The sequence below is a fragment of the Vibrio sp. 10N.222.47.A9 genome (assembly GCF_963872585.1).
GTDB lineage: Bacteria > Pseudomonadota > Gammaproteobacteria > Enterobacterales > Vibrionaceae > Vibrio > Vibrio splendidus.
In genome coordinates, this window is the sequence record NZ_CAWNBB010000041.1 from 111,210 (window position 1) to 126,865 (window position 15,656).

17 protein-coding genes are annotated in these 15,656 nt (G+C 44.9%); 13 read left to right on the forward strand and 4 right to left on the reverse strand.

The window, feature by feature from the left end; genetic code table 11:
- The first annotated feature begins 40 nt into the window (after nt 1-40).
- The 5 genes from accD (at nt 41) to purF (ending at nt 4,946) form a co-directional block, all read left to right on the forward strand.
- Entirely contained in the window at nt 41-967 is a 927-nt protein-coding gene (accD, locus tag AACT19_RS12635; RefSeq protein ID WP_004734162.1) for an acetyl-CoA carboxylase, carboxyltransferase subunit beta, read from the forward strand.
- A gap of 42 nt (nt 968-1,009) precedes the next feature.
- Nucleotides 1,010-2,272: a bifunctional tetrahydrofolate synthase/dihydrofolate synthase gene (folC, locus tag AACT19_RS12640; protein WP_076646525.1), complete on the forward strand. Its 1,263-nt coding sequence runs from the start codon at nt 1,010-1,012 to the stop codon at nt 2,270-2,272.
- Nucleotides 2,273-2,845, forward strand: a complete 573-nt coding sequence (locus tag AACT19_RS12645; RefSeq protein WP_017084069.1) for an SPOR domain-containing protein — start codon at nt 2,273-2,275, stop codon at nt 2,843-2,845. It begins immediately after the preceding gene.
- 61 nt (nt 2,846-2,906) lie between these two features.
- On the forward strand, nt 2,907-3,398 hold the full coding sequence (locus tag AACT19_RS12650; RefSeq protein ID WP_004734165.1) for a CvpA family protein: 492 nt from the start codon (nt 2,907-2,909) through the stop codon (nt 3,396-3,398).
- Between the two features lie 33 nt (nt 3,399-3,431).
- A complete protein-coding gene (gene purF / locus AACT19_RS12655) occupies nt 3,432-4,946 on the forward strand; it encodes an amidophosphoribosyltransferase (RefSeq protein WP_004734166.1) in 1,515 nt (504 codons plus the stop codon).
- 79 nt (nt 4,947-5,025) lie between these two features.
- On the opposite strand, the gene AACT19_RS12660 is transcribed toward purF, so the two are convergent.
- Nucleotides 5,026-5,901: a LysR family transcriptional regulator gene (locus tag AACT19_RS12660; protein ID WP_004734167.1), complete on the reverse strand. Its 876-nt coding sequence runs from the start codon at nt 5,899-5,901 to the stop codon at nt 5,026-5,028.
- 228 nt (nt 5,902-6,129) lie between these two features.
- Here AACT19_RS12660 and AACT19_RS12665 point away from each other — a divergent pair, with 228 nt between their 5' ends.
- From AACT19_RS12665 to recR, 7 genes are all read left to right on the forward strand, one after another.
- Nucleotides 6,130-7,233 (forward strand): response regulator, encoded by a 1,104-nt coding sequence (locus AACT19_RS12665; RefSeq protein ID WP_004734168.1) that lies wholly within the window; start codon nt 6,130-6,132, stop codon nt 7,231-7,233.
- Nucleotides 7,234-7,381: 148 nt separating this feature from the next.
- Nucleotides 7,382-7,519: a hypothetical protein gene (locus AACT19_RS12670; RefSeq protein WP_004734169.1), complete on the forward strand. Its 138-nt coding sequence runs from the start codon at nt 7,382-7,384 to the stop codon at nt 7,517-7,519.
- A 73-nt stretch (nt 7,520-7,592) separates the two neighbouring features.
- A complete protein-coding gene (locus AACT19_RS12675) occupies nt 7,593-7,964 on the forward strand; it encodes a YbaN family protein (RefSeq protein ID WP_029222189.1) in 372 nt (123 codons plus the stop codon).
- A 161-nt stretch (nt 7,965-8,125) separates the two neighbouring features.
- On the forward strand, nt 8,126-8,671 hold the full coding sequence (gene apt, locus AACT19_RS12680) for an adenine phosphoribosyltransferase (RefSeq protein ID WP_004734171.1): 546 nt from the start codon (nt 8,126-8,128) through the stop codon (nt 8,669-8,671).
- An 18-nt stretch (nt 8,672-8,689) separates the two neighbouring features.
- Nucleotides 8,690-10,957 carry a DNA polymerase III subunit gamma/tau gene (dnaX, locus tag AACT19_RS12685; RefSeq protein WP_076646527.1) on the forward strand — a complete coding sequence of 756 codons (2,268 nt, stop codon included), beginning with the start codon at nt 8,690-8,692 and terminating at the stop codon, nt 10,955-10,957.
- Nucleotides 10,958-11,125: 168 nt separating this feature from the next.
- The gene (locus tag AACT19_RS12690; protein ID WP_004734156.1) at nt 11,126-11,455 is read left to right on the forward strand and encodes a YbaB/EbfC family nucleoid-associated protein; all 330 of its coding nucleotides are present in this window, start codon (nt 11,126-11,128) and stop codon (nt 11,453-11,455) included.
- Nucleotides 11,456-11,536: 81 nt separating this feature from the next.
- A complete protein-coding gene (recR, locus tag AACT19_RS12695; protein WP_017111149.1) occupies nt 11,537-12,136 on the forward strand; it encodes a recombination mediator RecR in 600 nt (199 codons plus the stop codon).
- A gap of 95 nt (nt 12,137-12,231) precedes the next feature.
- Here recR and aqpZ read toward each other — a convergent pair whose 3' ends face one another.
- On the reverse strand, nt 12,232-12,921 hold the full coding sequence (gene aqpZ / locus AACT19_RS12700; RefSeq protein WP_004734154.1) for an aquaporin Z: 690 nt from the start codon (nt 12,919-12,921) through the stop codon (nt 12,232-12,234).
- Between the two features lie 93 nt (nt 12,922-13,014).
- Complete coding sequence (locus AACT19_RS12705; protein ID WP_004734153.1) at nt 13,015-13,263, reverse strand: YkgJ family cysteine cluster protein; 249 nt, start codon at nt 13,261-13,263, stop codon at nt 13,015-13,017.
- 159 nt (nt 13,264-13,422) lie between these two features.
- Here AACT19_RS12705 and AACT19_RS12710 point away from each other — a divergent pair, with 159 nt between their 5' ends.
- Nucleotides 13,423-13,860, forward strand: coding sequence for a YcgN family cysteine cluster protein (locus AACT19_RS12710; RefSeq protein WP_017067609.1), 438 nt, complete (start codon nt 13,423-13,425; stop codon nt 13,858-13,860).
- A 154-nt stretch (nt 13,861-14,014) separates the two neighbouring features.
- On the opposite strand, the gene AACT19_RS12715 is transcribed toward AACT19_RS12710, so the two are convergent.
- Nucleotides 14,015-15,592, reverse strand: coding sequence for an alkaline phosphatase (locus AACT19_RS12715; RefSeq protein WP_076646529.1), 1,578 nt, complete (start codon nt 15,590-15,592; stop codon nt 14,015-14,017).
- Nucleotides 15,593-15,656 lie beyond the last annotated feature (64 nt).

Sequence of the window (15,656 nt, forward strand, 5' to 3'; positions counted from 1 at the left end):
TTCGCAATCAAGCGTAAGAATCGAAAAAAAAAGGTCTTCCATGAGTTGGCTTGAAAAGATTTTAGAAAAAAGCAACATCGTAACATCTCGTAAAGCGTCTATCCCTGAGGGTGTTTGGACTAAATGTACTTCTTGTGAGCAGGTTCTTTACCATGCTGAACTAGAGCGTAACCTAGAAGTGTGTCCAAAATGTGACCATCACATGCGCATGAAGGCACGTCGCCGTCTGGATACATTCCTAGACAAAGGTGAGCGCGTTGAACTAGGTGCTGATCTTGAGCCACAAGACAAACTGAAGTTTAAAGACTCTAAGCGTTACAAAGAGCGTATCTCTACTGCTCAAAAGAACAGTGGTGAAACTGACGCGCTGATCGCAATGAAAGGTGAACTACTAGGTTTACCAATCGTAGCGTGTGCTTTTGAATTCTCATTTATGGGTGGTTCAATGGGCTCTGTTGTTGGTGCTCGTTTTGTGAAAGCGGTAGATGCGGCTATTGAGAACAACTGTGGTTTAGTTTGTTTCTCTGCAAGTGGTGGTGCTCGTATGCAAGAGGCATTGATGTCTCTAATGCAAATGGCAAAAACCAGTGCTGCTCTAGAGCGTTTATCTGCGAAAGGCCTACCGTTTGTTTCAGTAATGACTGATCCAACAATGGGTGGTGTTTCTGCGAGTTTGGCAATGCTTGGCGATATCAACATCGGTGAGCCAAAAGCGCTTATCGGTTTTGCTGGACGTCGTGTAATCGAACAAACTGTACGTGAAGACCTTCCTGAAGGTTTCCAACGCAGTGAGTTCCTACTAGATCACGGCGCTATCGACATGATCGTTGACCGTCGTGAGATGCGTCAGCGAGTTGCAAGCCTTGTTGCTAAAATGACCAACCAGCCTTCACCATTAGTAGTTTCTGTGAACGATTCACCGAATGAAGCTACTTATGAAGTACCAGAAGCGCCAGAAAAAGGGTAAAGTACCTTCTAACAAACCTACTTAATCATGGTTATGAGTTAGATGAGTCAACAACCTATTCCTCAAGCCACATCCTCTTTGGAGATGTGGCTTGATTATTTATCAAACATCCACACAAGCGCTATTGATCTTGGATTAGACCGAGTTCAGGCCGTCGCCTCTAAGGCAAACCTCACCAAACCTGCTCAACACGTTATTACTGTTGCCGGAACTAATGGCAAAGGCTCAACGTGTGCACTAATGGAAGCTATTCTGTTGGATGCTGGTTACTCAGTTGGTGTCTACAGTTCTCCTCACTTAATTCGCTATAACGAACGTGTTCGTATTAACGGCCAAGATCTATCCGATGAAAAGATGGTTCAGTCTTTCAGTTTCATTGAGAAAGAGCGCGGTGAGATCAGCCTTAGCTTTTTCGAATATGGGACTTTAGCGGCGTTACGTGCTTTTCAAACTGAAGCGGTTGATGTTGTGTTATTAGAAGTGGGTCTAGGTGGACGCCTAGATGCGACGAATATCGTTGAGCATGATGTTTCTGTGATTACCAGTTTGGCTGTCGACCATGTTGATTGGCTAGGTGATGACATCAATGTGATTGGTTTTGAGAAAGCCGGTATTTATCGTAGCGGTAAGCCGGCTATTTGTGGTCAACCTAAACCACCAGCTACGGTTGCTGCTCACGCTGATGACATTAAGGCTGAGTTCTATCAGGTGGGCATTCAATACACCTATGATGTAGACGGCGATACTTGGAACTGGCGTAGTGGGGCATTCCAACTAGAATCACTGCCTATTCCAAGCCTGCCGCTACCTAACGCAGCAACAGCATTGATGGCATTAGGTACTTCAGAACTTAGCATTAGCGATGTGAACGTCGTTAATGGCATGAAGAACGCACAGCTTCCTGGGCGTATGCAGCAAATTAGCGAACAACCCGTGATTGTGCTTGATGTTGCGCACAATCCGCATTCGGCTGAATACTTTGCGCAGCAAGTAACGAAGAAGTATGCAGGCAAAAATTTACACGTTGTAGTCGCCATGCTTCATGACAAAGATATCCCTGCGACATTGGAAGTATTAGCACCAATCACAACACATTGGTACCCAGCTTCGCTGAACGGCCCACGAGCCGCAACAGCGGCTGAATTGTGTCAAAGCCTACCTCAAGGCGTAGAGCAGCATTCAAACCCTGTAGCAGCGTTTGAAGCGGCTTTAGCTTCTGTTAAAGATGACGATGTTGTACTGGTGGTCGGTTCTTTCCATACTGTGGGTGAAGTATTGGAGCATTGGCAGAAAAAAGGAAACTAAATGGCAAGTAAATTCCAAAGCCGATTAGTCGGTACCATCATTTTAGTGGCCATTGGTGTGATTGTATTGCCCGATGTGCTGGATGGTAAGAAGCTCCACTATAAAGAAGAGTTTGCAAGCATTCCGATTAAGCCAGAGCTTGATAGTAATGTAGAAGTTTTTGAAGTACTCGACCCTGTTGAAGATCAGATTGCACTGCCGGATTCTCCGGTTGAGCGAGTGGTTGAAAGTGGTGTTGATAATTCAGATAAGCAAACTGCGTCGGCTTCCAGTAACAAAGAAGCGGATAAAGTGGCAGTGGTGGTTAAGCCAGTACCGGAAAAAAATGAATACCAAGACAGTGCTTGGATTATTCAATTGATGGCTTTGAAGAATGCTGACAACGCAAAAAACGTTGTTAAGGATTTACAAAAGCGTGGTTACCAGGCTCACACCAAGCAAGAAAAAACGTTTACGCGAGTAATTATTGGCCCGGATGTCTCTAAATCCAAACTTGAGCGACAAATTAAGGAATTAGAAAAAATTACGGGTTCAAAAGGCCAGTTGCTCAAATTTAAACCGTTAAATCCATAAGAAAACGTTTGCGTCAGCATTTTTTCTGTTAAAATGCGCGCCAACTTAAGATGAAGAATTCATGAATTGGTTAGATTTTGTCATTTTAGGCGTGATCGGCTTCTCTGCCGTGATCAGTTTAGTTCGCGGTTTCGCTAAAGAAGCGTTATCACTTGTTATTTGGTTTGGAGCATTTTTTATTGCTAGCCAGTACTACGCTAAATTAGCCATGTACTTCACCAATATCGAAGATGAGATGTTTCGAAACGGAACTGCGATAGCAGCATTATTTGTTGCAACGTTAGTTGTCGGTGCCTTAGTTAACTATGTCATCGGTCAGCTAGTTCAGAAAACAGGCCTGTCGGGTACAGACAGAATCCTCGGTGTCGTCTTTGGTGGCTTACGTGGTGTTCTGATTGTCTCAGCAGTGTTGTTTTTCATGGATGCGTTTACTGCATTCCCAAGTTCTGAGTGGTGGGAGAATTCGCAGTTGGTTCCGGAGTTTAGCCGAATCATTGCGCCGTTCTTTGAGCATTTACAAGCAACATCTAGTTTCTTATCTGGCGCGCTTTAGCGCCAGTTAATGTCGAAAATCGAGGATTAGGACATGTGTGGTATTGTTGGAATCGTGGGTTCAACACCTGTAAACCAGTCTATTTATGACGCTTTAACGGTATTGCAGCATCGTGGCCAAGATGCCGCTGGTATTTGTACCATAGAAAGCAATCGTTTCCGTCTGCGTAAGGCGAACGGTTTAGTTAAAGATGTTTTTGAAGCAAAACACATGCAACGCCTCCAAGGTAACGTTGGTATTGGTCATGTTCGTTATCCTACAGCGGGAAGCTCGAGTGCTTCTGAAGCGCAGCCTTTCTACGTAAACTCTCCTTTTGGTATCACGTTGGCGCACAACGGCAACCTAACGAATGCAAGTGAAGTTCGTGAGAAGTTGTTCGAAAAAGACCGTCGTCATGTCAACACAACCTCTGATTCTGAAGTTCTACTGAACGTATTGGCTCATGAAATCGATACTGTTAAAGGTAATGTGACTTCAGAAGATGTGTTCCGCGCCGTTGCAAACGTGCACCGTACTATTCGTGGTGCTTACGCAGTGACAGCGATGATCATCGGCCACGGTATGATCGCATTCCGTGACCCACATGGTATTCGTCCACTGTGTCTTGGTAAGCGTGAAATTAACGGTAAAACTGAGTACATGGTTGCGTCTGAATCGGTAGCGTTAGACGCTGTTGGTTTTGATTTTATGCGCGATGTTGCCCCTGGTGAAGCTATTTACGCAACATTCAATGGTGAGCTTTTCACTAAACAATGCGCAGATAACCCACAATTAAACCCATGTATTTTCGAGTTTGTTTATTTTGCTCGTCCTGATTCATTCATCGATAAAATTTCGGTTTACAGCGCACGCGTTGAGATGGGTGAGATGTTAGGCAAGCGTATTAAAGAAGAGTACGCAGACCTAGACATTGACGTGGTAATTCCAATCCCTGAAACATCGAATGATATTGCGCTACGAATTGCTCAAGCGATCAATAAGCCATATCGTCAAGGTTTCGTGAAAAACCGCTATGTTGGCCGCACGTTTATCATGCCTGGTCAGCAACAGCGTAAGAAGTCGGTTCGCCGCAAGCTCAACGCGATTCGTTCTGAGTTTAAAGGTAAGAACGTTCTATTGGTTGATGATTCTATTGTTCGTGGCACGACATCAGAGCAGATCATTGAGATGGCTCGTGATTCTGGCGCAAGCAAAGTCTTCATGGTTTCTGCTGCTCCTGAGGTTCGTTTCCCGAACGTTTACGGCATAGATATGCCGAGCGCGACTGAGCTCATTGCTCATGGCCGTGATAACGAAACGATTTGTAAGCAGATTGGTGCCGATGCTTTGATTTTCCAAACGCTACCAGATTTAATCTCGGCGGTAGGTATGGGTAATCAAGACATCTCTCGTTTTGATACATCCGTATTCAACGGCGAGTATGTAACGGGCGATATCGACCAAGCGTACCTAGATTTCCTAGACTCTTTACGTAATGACGATTCAAAGGTTGAGCGTGAGATCCAACAAGATCTCGCGAACCTAGAGTTACATAACGAAGGCGCTTAGCGTACTCATAAAAAATGAGTAATAAAAAACCAGAGCATCGGCTCTGGTTTTTTTGTTTGCGGGGGAAGGGGATTGAATCTTAGTGAATGTGGTATGCGATCACAAAATCGATAAACAATCTAACCTTCTCTGGCAGGTGGTCTTTGTGGTTATAAAGCATGTAAATATCACGAGGGTTAGCACTCCAGTCTTCTAAGACTTGCACTAAGCTGCCATCTTCAATGTATTCACGGATCATCACGTCAGGCATTAGGGTGATACCTAGGCCTTCTGAACAGGCTTGTCTTACGACATTAAGCGCATTCGCATTGAAACGACCTTTCTCGCTATTCACCACCGTCTCTTCATTCGAATTACTCAGCTGCCACTTAATCAGCGGATAGCCTTTAAGTAGCGAATGATTCGCGAGCTCTTCTGCATGACTTGGTGCCGGGTTCTTCGCTAAGTAGTCAGGACTCGCGATAAGAATATCCTTCACTTCACTGATCTTTCTTGCGATTAAGCTTGAATCACGCTGCGGGCCGACTCTGAAAATGACATCCCACTCGGTTGGATCAAGCTGATCAGCTTGGTTGTTCATCATCAGCTCAATATTGATATCAGGGTATTGAGTCATGAATTCACTGAACATCGGCATCATCATGCGCTTGGTCAGGTTTGAGGGCGCGGTAATGCGAATCTTCCCTGAAGCACCCTTACACACGTCAGTGAGTTCTTCTGCAGTAGAAGATAGACGTTGTAGTAACGGTGAGCATTCATTGAAAAAACGTTCGCCAGCCTCTGTTAAAGAGAGTTTACGCGCGTGTCTATTGAGAAGCCTTAGGTTCAAAGAGTCTTCTAAGGCTTGGATGCGTCGTGTAATGGTCGCAACCGGAATCATAGTCTTGCGCGATGTTGCGGTGTAGCTCCCATTTTCAACGACAAGTCGAAAGAGGTTTAAATCATCTAATTTCATAAATCCAGACACATTTGTTTACAATCTCATCTAATTTATACGTAATATTGAGATCAATGTTTGCGTTACGTCAACTCGTTGCACTATTTACCAGTATTCCAACCCTTGTCACGAATTACCAGTAAAGAGTGAACATTTGTGTATTTAGTATTTTATTACTAAGTTTTATATTAGTTCTTAGAACAGATAACAATAATAATTCGACTTAGTTTTGTGAGGTTAGAGATTATGTACAAAACTCACAGTCAGCCAGTTATGACCTCGGCTCAGGAAGTTCTCAATCAAAAATGCGTTATGTTGGTTGATGATGATCCTATTTTTCGCCGGATAACCAGCGCGTACTTAGACAAGATTGGTTATAAAGTGGTTGAGGCTGAAAATGGGCTGGACGCTCTGCAAAAACTTAGAGACTCAGCGCCAGATTTAATTGTGTGTGACTTATCAATGCCGATACTGGATGGGATTGAGCTTGTAGAGGAGCTCAGTTTAGAGTATCCGTCACTGCCTATGATCGTCGTGTCTGGCACCGATGATATGTCTGATGTGGCGAAAGCATTACGATTTGGTATCAAAGACTTTTTAGCGAAACCTCTAGAGGACCACGGTCATTTAGGAAGTGCGATTGCGAATACGTTGACAGATTCGTTCGATAACATTTCAGACCAACGAGATTTTTCAAGCCAATGGTTCTGCGTTGATGACGGTGGCGAGATCCCTGAAGACCAAGAACTGCATTGGCATCTAAACTACCTGCAAGATAACCCGAGTGCTGCAAGAGACTTATTGCACGCGCTGCTCCCAGAGAAAGACACACGACAAGGCTCATGGCGTTGCAGCTACCGTTTACTGCAATCAACAGAAATGATGCCGCTTGTGTTTGATTATGCGTGGATGATGAACGGGCAGTTTGCTTTCTACCTCGTCGATTCGTCGTCTTCTGATAACGGCGGCTCAGCGGCCACATTGTTGGTGAGAGCGTTATTCCACGATTACATCAGAAATAGAAAAGATTTTAACGTTGATCTCAAAGATATTGCGGAAATTTTGGAGAAGGGGATTCGTTGCTCTAAATGTTCAACCCCTGTGAATGCTTTGTTTGGTGTTGCTGATCTTGCTGTGGGAACTATCTCTATTTTACCTGCGGGTTTAGATGGACAATGGTCAAATGGCGAATTGAATCAACATATTGCGGCGGGCGAGCGCTTGGGTGAGAACTGTAAGAAGAACTTCATTACGCGGGATCTTCCGATTGAACAAGGCTGCCAGCTATCATTGAGCCTGCTTGGATCGGCCAGTTTTAGTTTAGACATACACCAAGGGTCCACTGATTAACCCTATATTTCCTCGGTTTTTGTGAATAATTGATTAAGGTATAGTTGCGCAAATGGTGTGGCTATGCCTTTTTTGTTAAATGTCGATTTAGCAAAGCGGGTTTGGTTCGCCAGATACTTACCTTTACTAACAAAAACAAGAAGCAATCATGGCAGATAACAAAGACTTTCAAGACCCGTTTAATGTATTCTATTTTTTAGGATTTTTAGCTGCATTTTTAGCGATTCCATTACTACCAGCAACCCTAACGTTGATCCGAGTATTCAATGGTTACGCAACATTCTAGTTAAGCTATCGTCGCCGATGGTGATAGCTAACTCAAGGAGGCCACAATTAGCGTTCGAGTTTTAAGCCTCAATATTGCTGGTGGCCTTTGTATCATTCTTGCAGTTCTAGGGATCGTTTTACCCGTTCTGCCAACCACGCCTTTTCTCCTTCTTGCCAGTGCATGTTTCATGCGAAGCAACCCCAAAGTTCACAAATGGATGCATGAGCATAAAACGCTCGGCCCGTTATTGAACAATTGGTATCAACACGGTGCTGTGACCAAACAAGTTAAAACGCGTGGCGTGTTCTTTATCTTGTTGAGTTTTGCGTTATCGATCTACTTTGCCCCGATCATTTGGGTCAAGGTTTTCCTAATTTGTGTACTTGTTATTCTTCTCACATGGTTTATGCGACTTCCAACCCATGAGTTGGTTGCTGACAGCAAAGAAAATCACTACCATTAAGCCAGTGTGCCTGCTTGTATAGCGGGCGTTTATTATTTCAGCAATCAGAGTTATGACTCTCGTTGCAATGAATACCAATCGTACCTTTCCTTAATTCCGAGCGTTGATGTTTGATTCGTTAACGAGAGTTTGGAAAGCGGCCTAATGAAGTGCATAAGATTATGAACACAGAAAAAATCTCTCTGATCAAAGCAAGCATCAAAAGCATTCCTGATTACCCTAAAGCGGGTATTTTGTTCCGTGACGTAACAAGCTTGATGGAAGATCCTGCCGCGTACAAAGCGACAATCGACCTGTTAGTAGACACATACAAGGGCATGGGCTTTACTAAGATCGTTGGTACTGAAGCTCGTGGTTTCCTATTTGGTGCGCCTCTTGCTCTTGAGTTAGGTGTCGGCTTCATCCCTGTTCGTAAACCGGGCAAGTTGCCTCGTCAAACTGTGGCACAATCTTATGAGCTTGAGTACGGCACTGATACGCTAGAAATCCATACCGATGCTATCGTTGAAGGCGATAAAGTGCTGATGGTTGATGACTTGCTAGCAACAGGCGGTACGATTGAAGCGACAACAAAGCTGATTCGTCAGCTTGGTGGTGTGGTAGAACACGCTGCATTTGTTATTAACCTTCCAGAAATCGGTGGTGACAAGCGCTTACAAGGCTTAGGTCTAGAAGTGTTTAGCATCTGCGAATTCGACGGTCACTAATCCTTTTCGGAATTATTCATGAGCTATCTTGCGTTAGCGCGAAAATGGCGACCAACCAAATTCAAAGAAGTGGTTGGTCAAGCCCATGTTTTAACAGCATTAGAGAATGCCCTTAGCCAAAATAGGTTGCATCACGCTTACCTATTCAGCGGTACACGAGGTGTCGGTAAAACGACCATCGGCCGTTTGTTTGCGAAGGGACTCAACTGTGAAACAGGCATTACTGCAACCCCTTGTGGTGAGTGTGCAACCTGTAAAGAGATCGATGAAGGTCGTTTTGTTGACCTGCTCGAGATCGATGCTGCCTCACGTACTAAGGTAGAAGATACCCGCGAGCTTCTGGACAATGTTCAGTACAAGCCTGCACGTGGTCGCTTCAAGGTTTACCTAATCGATGAAGTACACATGCTGTCTAGGCACAGCTTTAACGCGCTTCTAAAGACCTTAGAAGAGCCGCCTGAGTATGTGAAGTTCTTGCTCGCAACGACGGATCCGCAAAAGCTTCCTGTGACGATATTGTCGCGTTGTCTGCAATTCCACCTTAAGCCGATTAGCGTTGATAATATCCACGAGCAACTCGATCATATTCTTGAACAAGAAAATGTGACGTCTGAATCTCGTGCGCTTGGAATGATTGCCCATGCCGCTGATGGCAGTATGCGTGACGCTCTTAGCCTAACAGACCAAGCTATCGCATTAGGTAATGGCAATGTAGTGACAGACACTGTTGCTCACATGCTTGGTACGCTGGATACAGGCCAAGCGATTCACCTACTTGAAGCGATTAGCAGTAAACAACCACAATTAGCGATGGCTTGCATTCAAGCTCTTGCTGAAAATGGCGTTGAGTGGGATGGATTGCTGAGTCAACTTGCGGCTCAATTACACCGTTTGGCGATGTATCAAGCTCTGCCGTCTACTTTAGACAAGGCTCAGCCTGATGCTGAAAGGCTAGAATTGCTGAGCAAAGCGTTAAGCCCTCAAGACATCCAACTCTACTACCAGATAGTGCTGAAAGGGCGTCAAGACTTGCCATTATCGCCAACCGCTCGTGTTGGTATTGAGATGGTGGTTCTGCGTATGTTGGCATTCAGACCTGCTGAGCAAACTGTTGCTACGGCTATCTCGACTGAGTCGACTAGCCCAGCGCCTGCAGCTCAGAATCCGGTTCAGAATGTTGCTCAGCCAGTGAGTCAAGCTGCGCCAATGGCCGCTCCGAGACAGTCAGCTCAGGCTCCAGCGGTTTCAAAGCCTCAAGTGCCTCAGCAAGCCCCTGTTCAGCAGTCTGTGCAACAGCAACCGCCGCAGAATCAGAACCAATATTCAGATTCGCAAGGTTACGCTGATCATTCAGGCAACCAAGGTTATCCAGAACAGGATTACCCGCACAGTCAGTATGACGCGCCACCTGCTTATGATGAGCGTCCAAGCTACGGTGCAGAGCAGCCGATGAGTCCCATGACTCAGCAAACGAATTACCAGAATCAAGAGCAGCCAAATGTTGCTCCCGTTGCACCTTCTGTTCCACCTGTTCCTTCTGCTTCGCAAGAGCAACCAGCGCGTGCAACTTCGCCTGTGAGTGGTTTACGTCACCAATTGCGTTCTCAACGTAGAGGTGGTGCAGCAACAGAAAACAAAGGTTCGGCGCCAAAAAAGGCTAAAGCGACACCAGCTAAAACTTCAGTTCTTGACCGAGTTGCTCAGCAACACGGTGGTTCTGAGCGGGTGTCGCCAGCTTCTTTATCAGCCTCTTCGACAGAAAATGTGACCAACGATAATGAACCTTATCGCTGGAAACCGTCTAAACCTGTAGTGAAAGAGGTGAGCAAAGAGCTTACACCTACTCAGATCAAGCGTGCGTTAGAGCATATTAAGACACCAGAAATGGTCGATAAATTGCTTCAAGAGTCGATTGTTCAAGATGAATGGTCCGCCACGATTCAAAAGCTAGAGACAGCCAAGCTTGTTGAACAGTTAGCATTGAACTCAGTATTTACTAAGATTGACACATCAATCACCTTAACGTTAAGAGCGAGCCAGGCTCACTTGAATACGGACCGTGCACAGAGTGAGCTATTACAGTCTCTCAATACTGTGCTTGGAGAAGAGTGTCATTTGAGTGTTGAAATTGGTGATGGTGGAGAAACGCCGCTAGAACTGCGAGAAAGATTGTATCAAAGCAAGTTGAAAGACGCGTTTACCAGTTTGGAAAACGATGCCAACGTACAGTTTATCGAAAGACGTTTTGCTGCCGAGTTGGATAGAGACAGCGTTCGTCCAATATAGTGTTCCTCCAATATCGATATGCCTTTCATTTAGTGATGAGCATATCATCCTTAGAAAGCAAATCAGAGAACTGAACTCGTGGGGTTGAATCACAGTGTTTTAACCCCCATTTAAGCCCTTAGTAGCTTAAATGATTTTAATAAACCAATTAGACCAGAGAGTAATAACATGTTTGGTAAAGGCGGTATGGGCAACATGATGAAGCAAGCCCAGCAAATGCAAGAACGCATGCAAAAGCTTCAAGAAGAAATCGCAAATATGGAAGTTACAGGTGAGTCAGGTGCTGGCCTTGTAAAAATTACGATTACTGGTAGTCACAGTGTTCGTCGCGTTGATATCGATGAAAGCCTAATGGAAGACGATAAAGAGATGCTTGAAGATCTTATCGCAGCCGCTTTCAACGATGCAGCTCGTCGTGTTGAAGAGACTCAAAAAGAGAAAATGGCTGGCGTAACTGGTGGGATGCAACTTCCACCAGGTATGAAAATGCCTTTCTAAGCGACTTATTTATAAGAGACTTGTCTCGATCAACGGCCTATTTTGAATAGGCCGTTACTTTAAAAGTTAGAACGGTTAAATATGCGTACCAGTCATATGCTGGAGCATTTGATGGAGGCCTTACGTTGTCTACCTGGGGTTGGCCCCAAGTCGGCGCAGCGTATGGCCTTTCATTTGTTACAGCGCGATAGAAAAGGCGGCCTACAGTTGGCTGAAGCTCTTAGCCAAGCAATGACCGAAATTGGTCATTGTAATGAGTGCCGCACTTTTACTGAAGAAGATACTTGCCACATTTGTACCAATCCTAAACGTCAGGATAACGGTCAAATTTGTGTAGTAGAGAGCCCTGCAGACATTGCAGCCATTGAAGCAACTGGCCAATATTCAGGTCGTTACTTTGTGCTTATGGGGCATCTTTCACCACTTGATGGTATCGGTCCAAGTGATATCGGTCTCGATGTTTTGGATTACCGTTTACGTCGTGGTGATATCACTGAAGTAATTCTAGCGACTAACCCGACAGTAGAAGGGGAAGCAACAGCGCATTACATTGCTGAGCTATGTAATGCCCATGAAGTGAACGCTAGCCGTATCGCCCATGGTGTTCCCGTCGGTGGTGAGCTAGAGCTGGTGGATGGCACCACGCTTTCGCACTCCTTACTCGGTCGTCATAAGATCTAAAAAAGCCGCTTGGTGAATCATCACTAAGCGGCTTTTTCTTTTTTGTTTTAAAGCTCTATTCTGAAATGCGTCTACTCTAAAACCTTTTCAAACGATTAATCAGAGCCACGCACAGCTTTGTAAATCGCAGCGCCAATCACGGCACCAATAATCGGTGCAATCCAGAATAGCCATAATTGCGAAACAGCCCAGTCTCCAACAAATACGGCTACACCAGTACTTCGAGCAGGGTTCACAGAGGTATTAGTGACGGGGATACTGATAAGGTGGATCAAGGTTAAACAAAGACCAATCGCGATAGGCGCAAATCCAGCCGGTGCTTTCGAATCGGTTGCCCCCATGATCACGAATAGGAACACCATAGTCATTACTACTTCACACACGAGTGCTGCGGTTAGCGAATAGCCACCCGGTGAGTGTTCACCGTAACCATTCGAAGCAAAGCCTGATGAGACAACGTCAAAACCTGCTTGACCAGAAGCAATCACAAATAGCACGCCGCCCGCGATAATACCGCCAATCACTTGGGCAATAATATAAGGCGCAACATCCTTGCCATCAAAGCGACCACCACTCCATAGACCGATGGTGACAGCAGGGTTAAGGTGGCAACCGGATATATGACCAATAGCGAAAGCCATAGTGAGTACGGTTAAACCAAAGGCAAGGGAAACTCCGAGTAGACCAATTCCCACATCAGGGAAAGCCGCGGCTAAGACGGCACTACCACAACCACCTAACACCAACCAAAACGTACCGAACATTTCTGCGATATACTTATTCATAACTATCCTTATTAATCTTTACCAGTATCAATAAGATAGTTTAGATCTATCAAAGTTGTGAAATCTTGGGCATATATAAGAAGAAAAGTATTGTTAGGTTATTGCTTCGAGCTCAATAAGGTTATCAAGCGCTTCTTGGTCTGTTTTACCACAGATGATAGGGCAGGCTTTGAACTGGTGACATACCTTCGGGCGTGAAGGTTGACCAAATAATTTGCATAGATCTTGCTCATTTAATTGAATGCAGCGTACGCCAGCAGGCTTACCATTAGGCATTCCAGGAATAGCAGATGTAATACTTGGAGCGATACAACAAGCTCCACAACCTAGGCGACATTCCATCAAATTAAACTCACTAAATAACAGGGTGCGCGATAGTAGCAAAAAATGATGAGAGTGACAGCTGTTGATTGAATCAAAGAATGAACAATTATTATCCTTGAACTTTTTATGGGCTAGCGGTATAACACGCACCCCAGTAAAAGAGTAAGAAGTAATCCTATGACGAATCCATTTTGGCAAGAAAAGACACTAGAGCAAATGACCGAGAACGAGTGGGAATCACTGTGTGACGGTTGTGGTAAGTGTTGCCTGCATAAACTAATGGATGAAGATAGCGATGAAGTTTACTACACCAACGTGGCGTGCAGCTGGTTAAACGACAAAACATGTTCTTGTAAAGACTACCCGAACCGCTTCACTTCAGGTGAAGAGTGTTTGAAGCTGACTCGTGACAAGATTCATGAATTCCATTGGCTACCAGATACTTGTGCTTACCGTCTTCTATCTGAATCTAAGCCGATTCCTGAGTGGCACCCATTGATTACGGGTTCTAAATCAGAGATGCATGCTGCAGGTGAAAGTGTTCGTAACAAAGTGGTATACGAAATCGATGTTGTCGATTGGGAAGACCACATTTTGAATCACCCAAATCGCTAAGTATTATAAAAACAGCCGCTCTTTAGCGGCTGTTTTACTATTTGGCGTCGCCTAAATTTAAAACTCAATTACTCAATTACTCACTTAGCTCAAAAGCTTAAAACAAAAAACGCCCCGAAGGGCGCTAAATTTAAACGAGCAAAAAAGATTCAGGCTAGTTTACTTGTTGTTTAATGTACTCACCCAGTTCTGAGTGGTGCATGATTTTCGAAACTGGCAGTATCTTTTCAGCAGGACCCCAAGCAAACACGTTCACTGGTGTGTGAGTGTGTGTACCTGTACCCCAAACGATGTTTTGGCCTGTTGCTTGTTCACGAGCAAGCAGGTTGCCACGGTCGTTATAAGGGAAGAATGCATCAAAATCGTTGATAGCAGGCACTTCTTCTGCCGACAAGTATTTGTGCTGAGCCAATCGGTATGGATTCGGCTTACTGGCTAACACGTTTTTTGCTTGTTCAGCAGTGATAGGGAACTCACTATTCTTGTTGACGATCTCAGCCAGTTTTTCAGGTGTTTGCAGCGCTTTATCTAGCTTCTGAAATTCGCTGATCATGCCGTAGTAGCTTTGCTTTTGATTGTATAAACCATCAAGAATATCGAATGCGCCAAAGTTAAAGTTGGGTGCATAGTCGCGATCAGCAAAGGCTTCGCCAGAACGTTTCTGTGGTTTTGGTAGGTCATTAGAAGAGTAGCTGAAACCGAAAGAGCCTGTTTCGTGGTCTGCGGTCACAATCACGATCGTGTCTTCACGATCTTTTGCCCATTCATACACCGCTTGGATCGCTTCATCAAACTTGAGCAGTTCATGCAGCATGGTGCCTGCATCGTTACTGTGTCCCGCCCAGTCGATTTGGCCACCTTCGACCATTAGGAAAAAGCCATCTTCATCTTTGGATAGGATGTTGAGTGCTTTTTGTGTCATCTCTTTCAGGCTTGGTTGAGTTCGTTCGCCACTCTTTTTCTTGTTGCTGTAAGCGATGCCATCATCCATGCCCGAGTAGGCGAATAGGCCAAGTAGTTTATCGCCTTTAGCGTCGTCTAGCATGTTGCGATTAAACGCCAGTTGGTAGCCGTCTTTCTCTGCTTCAGTCAGCAGGTTACGGTCGTCTTTACGCTTCGATTTGAGATAAACATCACCTTGAGTCAGTTTCTCAAGTTGCTTATAGGTTTCACCTTTGTCGTTGGTCGATTTAGGAATCCAATGACGCAGCCCTCCAGAGAGCATCACATCAGCGCCCGTTGCTAACATGTCAGATGCAATTTGATTCTCTAAAGAACGGTGAGGTTGGTGAGCGGCGAAAGAAGCAGGGGTCGCGTGAGTTAAGCGCGTGTCGGAAACTAAGCCGGTCGCTTTGCCTGCTTTTTTCGCTTTCTCAAGTACTGTCTCAACATGGTTACCCTGGGAATCGATACCGATCACTTCTGAACCGCTGTAGATACCCGTTGCAAGCATGGTCGCAGAGCAAGCTGAATCCACTACGATTGCGTCTTCCGGATGCGTTAGGGATGAACCAATAACCCCTTCTTGAGCAAGTTGATAAATGGCCGTTTTGTTCCCTTTATAGATGGAATTTGGCGCTTGGTTTGCGTAGGTTTCCAATAAGCCAACTTGCTGAGGTCCCATGCCGTCGCCGATCATCAGAATGACATTTTTGATTTCTGCTGAAAGTACGTTGAATGAGAGTGTTGAGGTTACCACTGCGGTAACAATTGGTTTCATAAAGTGCTTCATTAGTTATCCCTTTTTATATAAGCGGGATGATTAGAACACCGATTTGTGTCAAAGTCGTTTCATA

Bases quoted from the DNA above. Each gene is read 5' to 3' on its own strand.
- accD (WP_004734162.1), top strand. From the start codon at position 41: ATGAGTTGGCTTGAAAAGATTTTAGAAAAAAGCAACATCGTAACATCT.
- folC (WP_076646525.1), top strand. From the start codon at position 1,010: ATGAGTCAACAACCTATTCCTCAAGCCACATCCTCTTTGGAGATGTGG.
- AACT19_RS12645 (WP_017084069.1), top strand. From the start codon at position 2,273: ATGGCAAGTAAATTCCAAAGCCGATTAGTCGGTACCATCATTTTAGTG.
- AACT19_RS12650 (WP_004734165.1), top strand. From the start codon at position 2,907: ATGAATTGGTTAGATTTTGTCATTTTAGGCGTGATCGGCTTCTCTGCC.
- purF (WP_004734166.1), top strand. From the start codon at position 3,432: ATGTGTGGTATTGTTGGAATCGTGGGTTCAACACCTGTAAACCAGTCT.
- AACT19_RS12660 (WP_004734167.1), bottom strand. From the start codon at position 5,901: ATGAAATTAGATGATTTAAACCTCTTTCGACTTGTCGTTGAAAATGGG.
- AACT19_RS12665 (WP_004734168.1), top strand. From the start codon at position 6,130: ATGTACAAAACTCACAGTCAGCCAGTTATGACCTCGGCTCAGGAAGTT.
- AACT19_RS12670 (WP_004734169.1), top strand. From the start codon at position 7,382: ATGGCAGATAACAAAGACTTTCAAGACCCGTTTAATGTATTCTATTTT.
- apt (WP_004734171.1), top strand. From the start codon at position 8,126: ATGAACACAGAAAAAATCTCTCTGATCAAAGCAAGCATCAAAAGCATT.
- dnaX (WP_076646527.1), top strand. From the start codon at position 8,690: ATGAGCTATCTTGCGTTAGCGCGAAAATGGCGACCAACCAAATTCAAA.
- AACT19_RS12690 (WP_004734156.1), top strand. From the start codon at position 11,126: ATGTTTGGTAAAGGCGGTATGGGCAACATGATGAAGCAAGCCCAGCAA.
- recR (WP_017111149.1), top strand. From the start codon at position 11,537: ATGCGTACCAGTCATATGCTGGAGCATTTGATGGAGGCCTTACGTTGT.
- aqpZ (WP_004734154.1), bottom strand. From the start codon at position 12,921: ATGAATAAGTATATCGCAGAAATGTTCGGTACGTTTTGGTTGGTGTTA.
- AACT19_RS12705 (WP_004734153.1), bottom strand. From the start codon at position 13,263: ATGGAATGTCGCCTAGGTTGTGGAGCTTGTTGTATCGCTCCAAGTATT.
- AACT19_RS12710 (WP_017067609.1), top strand. From the start codon at position 13,423: ATGACGAATCCATTTTGGCAAGAAAAGACACTAGAGCAAATGACCGAG.
- AACT19_RS12715 (WP_076646529.1), bottom strand. From the start codon at position 15,592: ATGAAGCACTTTATGAAACCAATTGTTACCGCAGTGGTAACCTCAACA.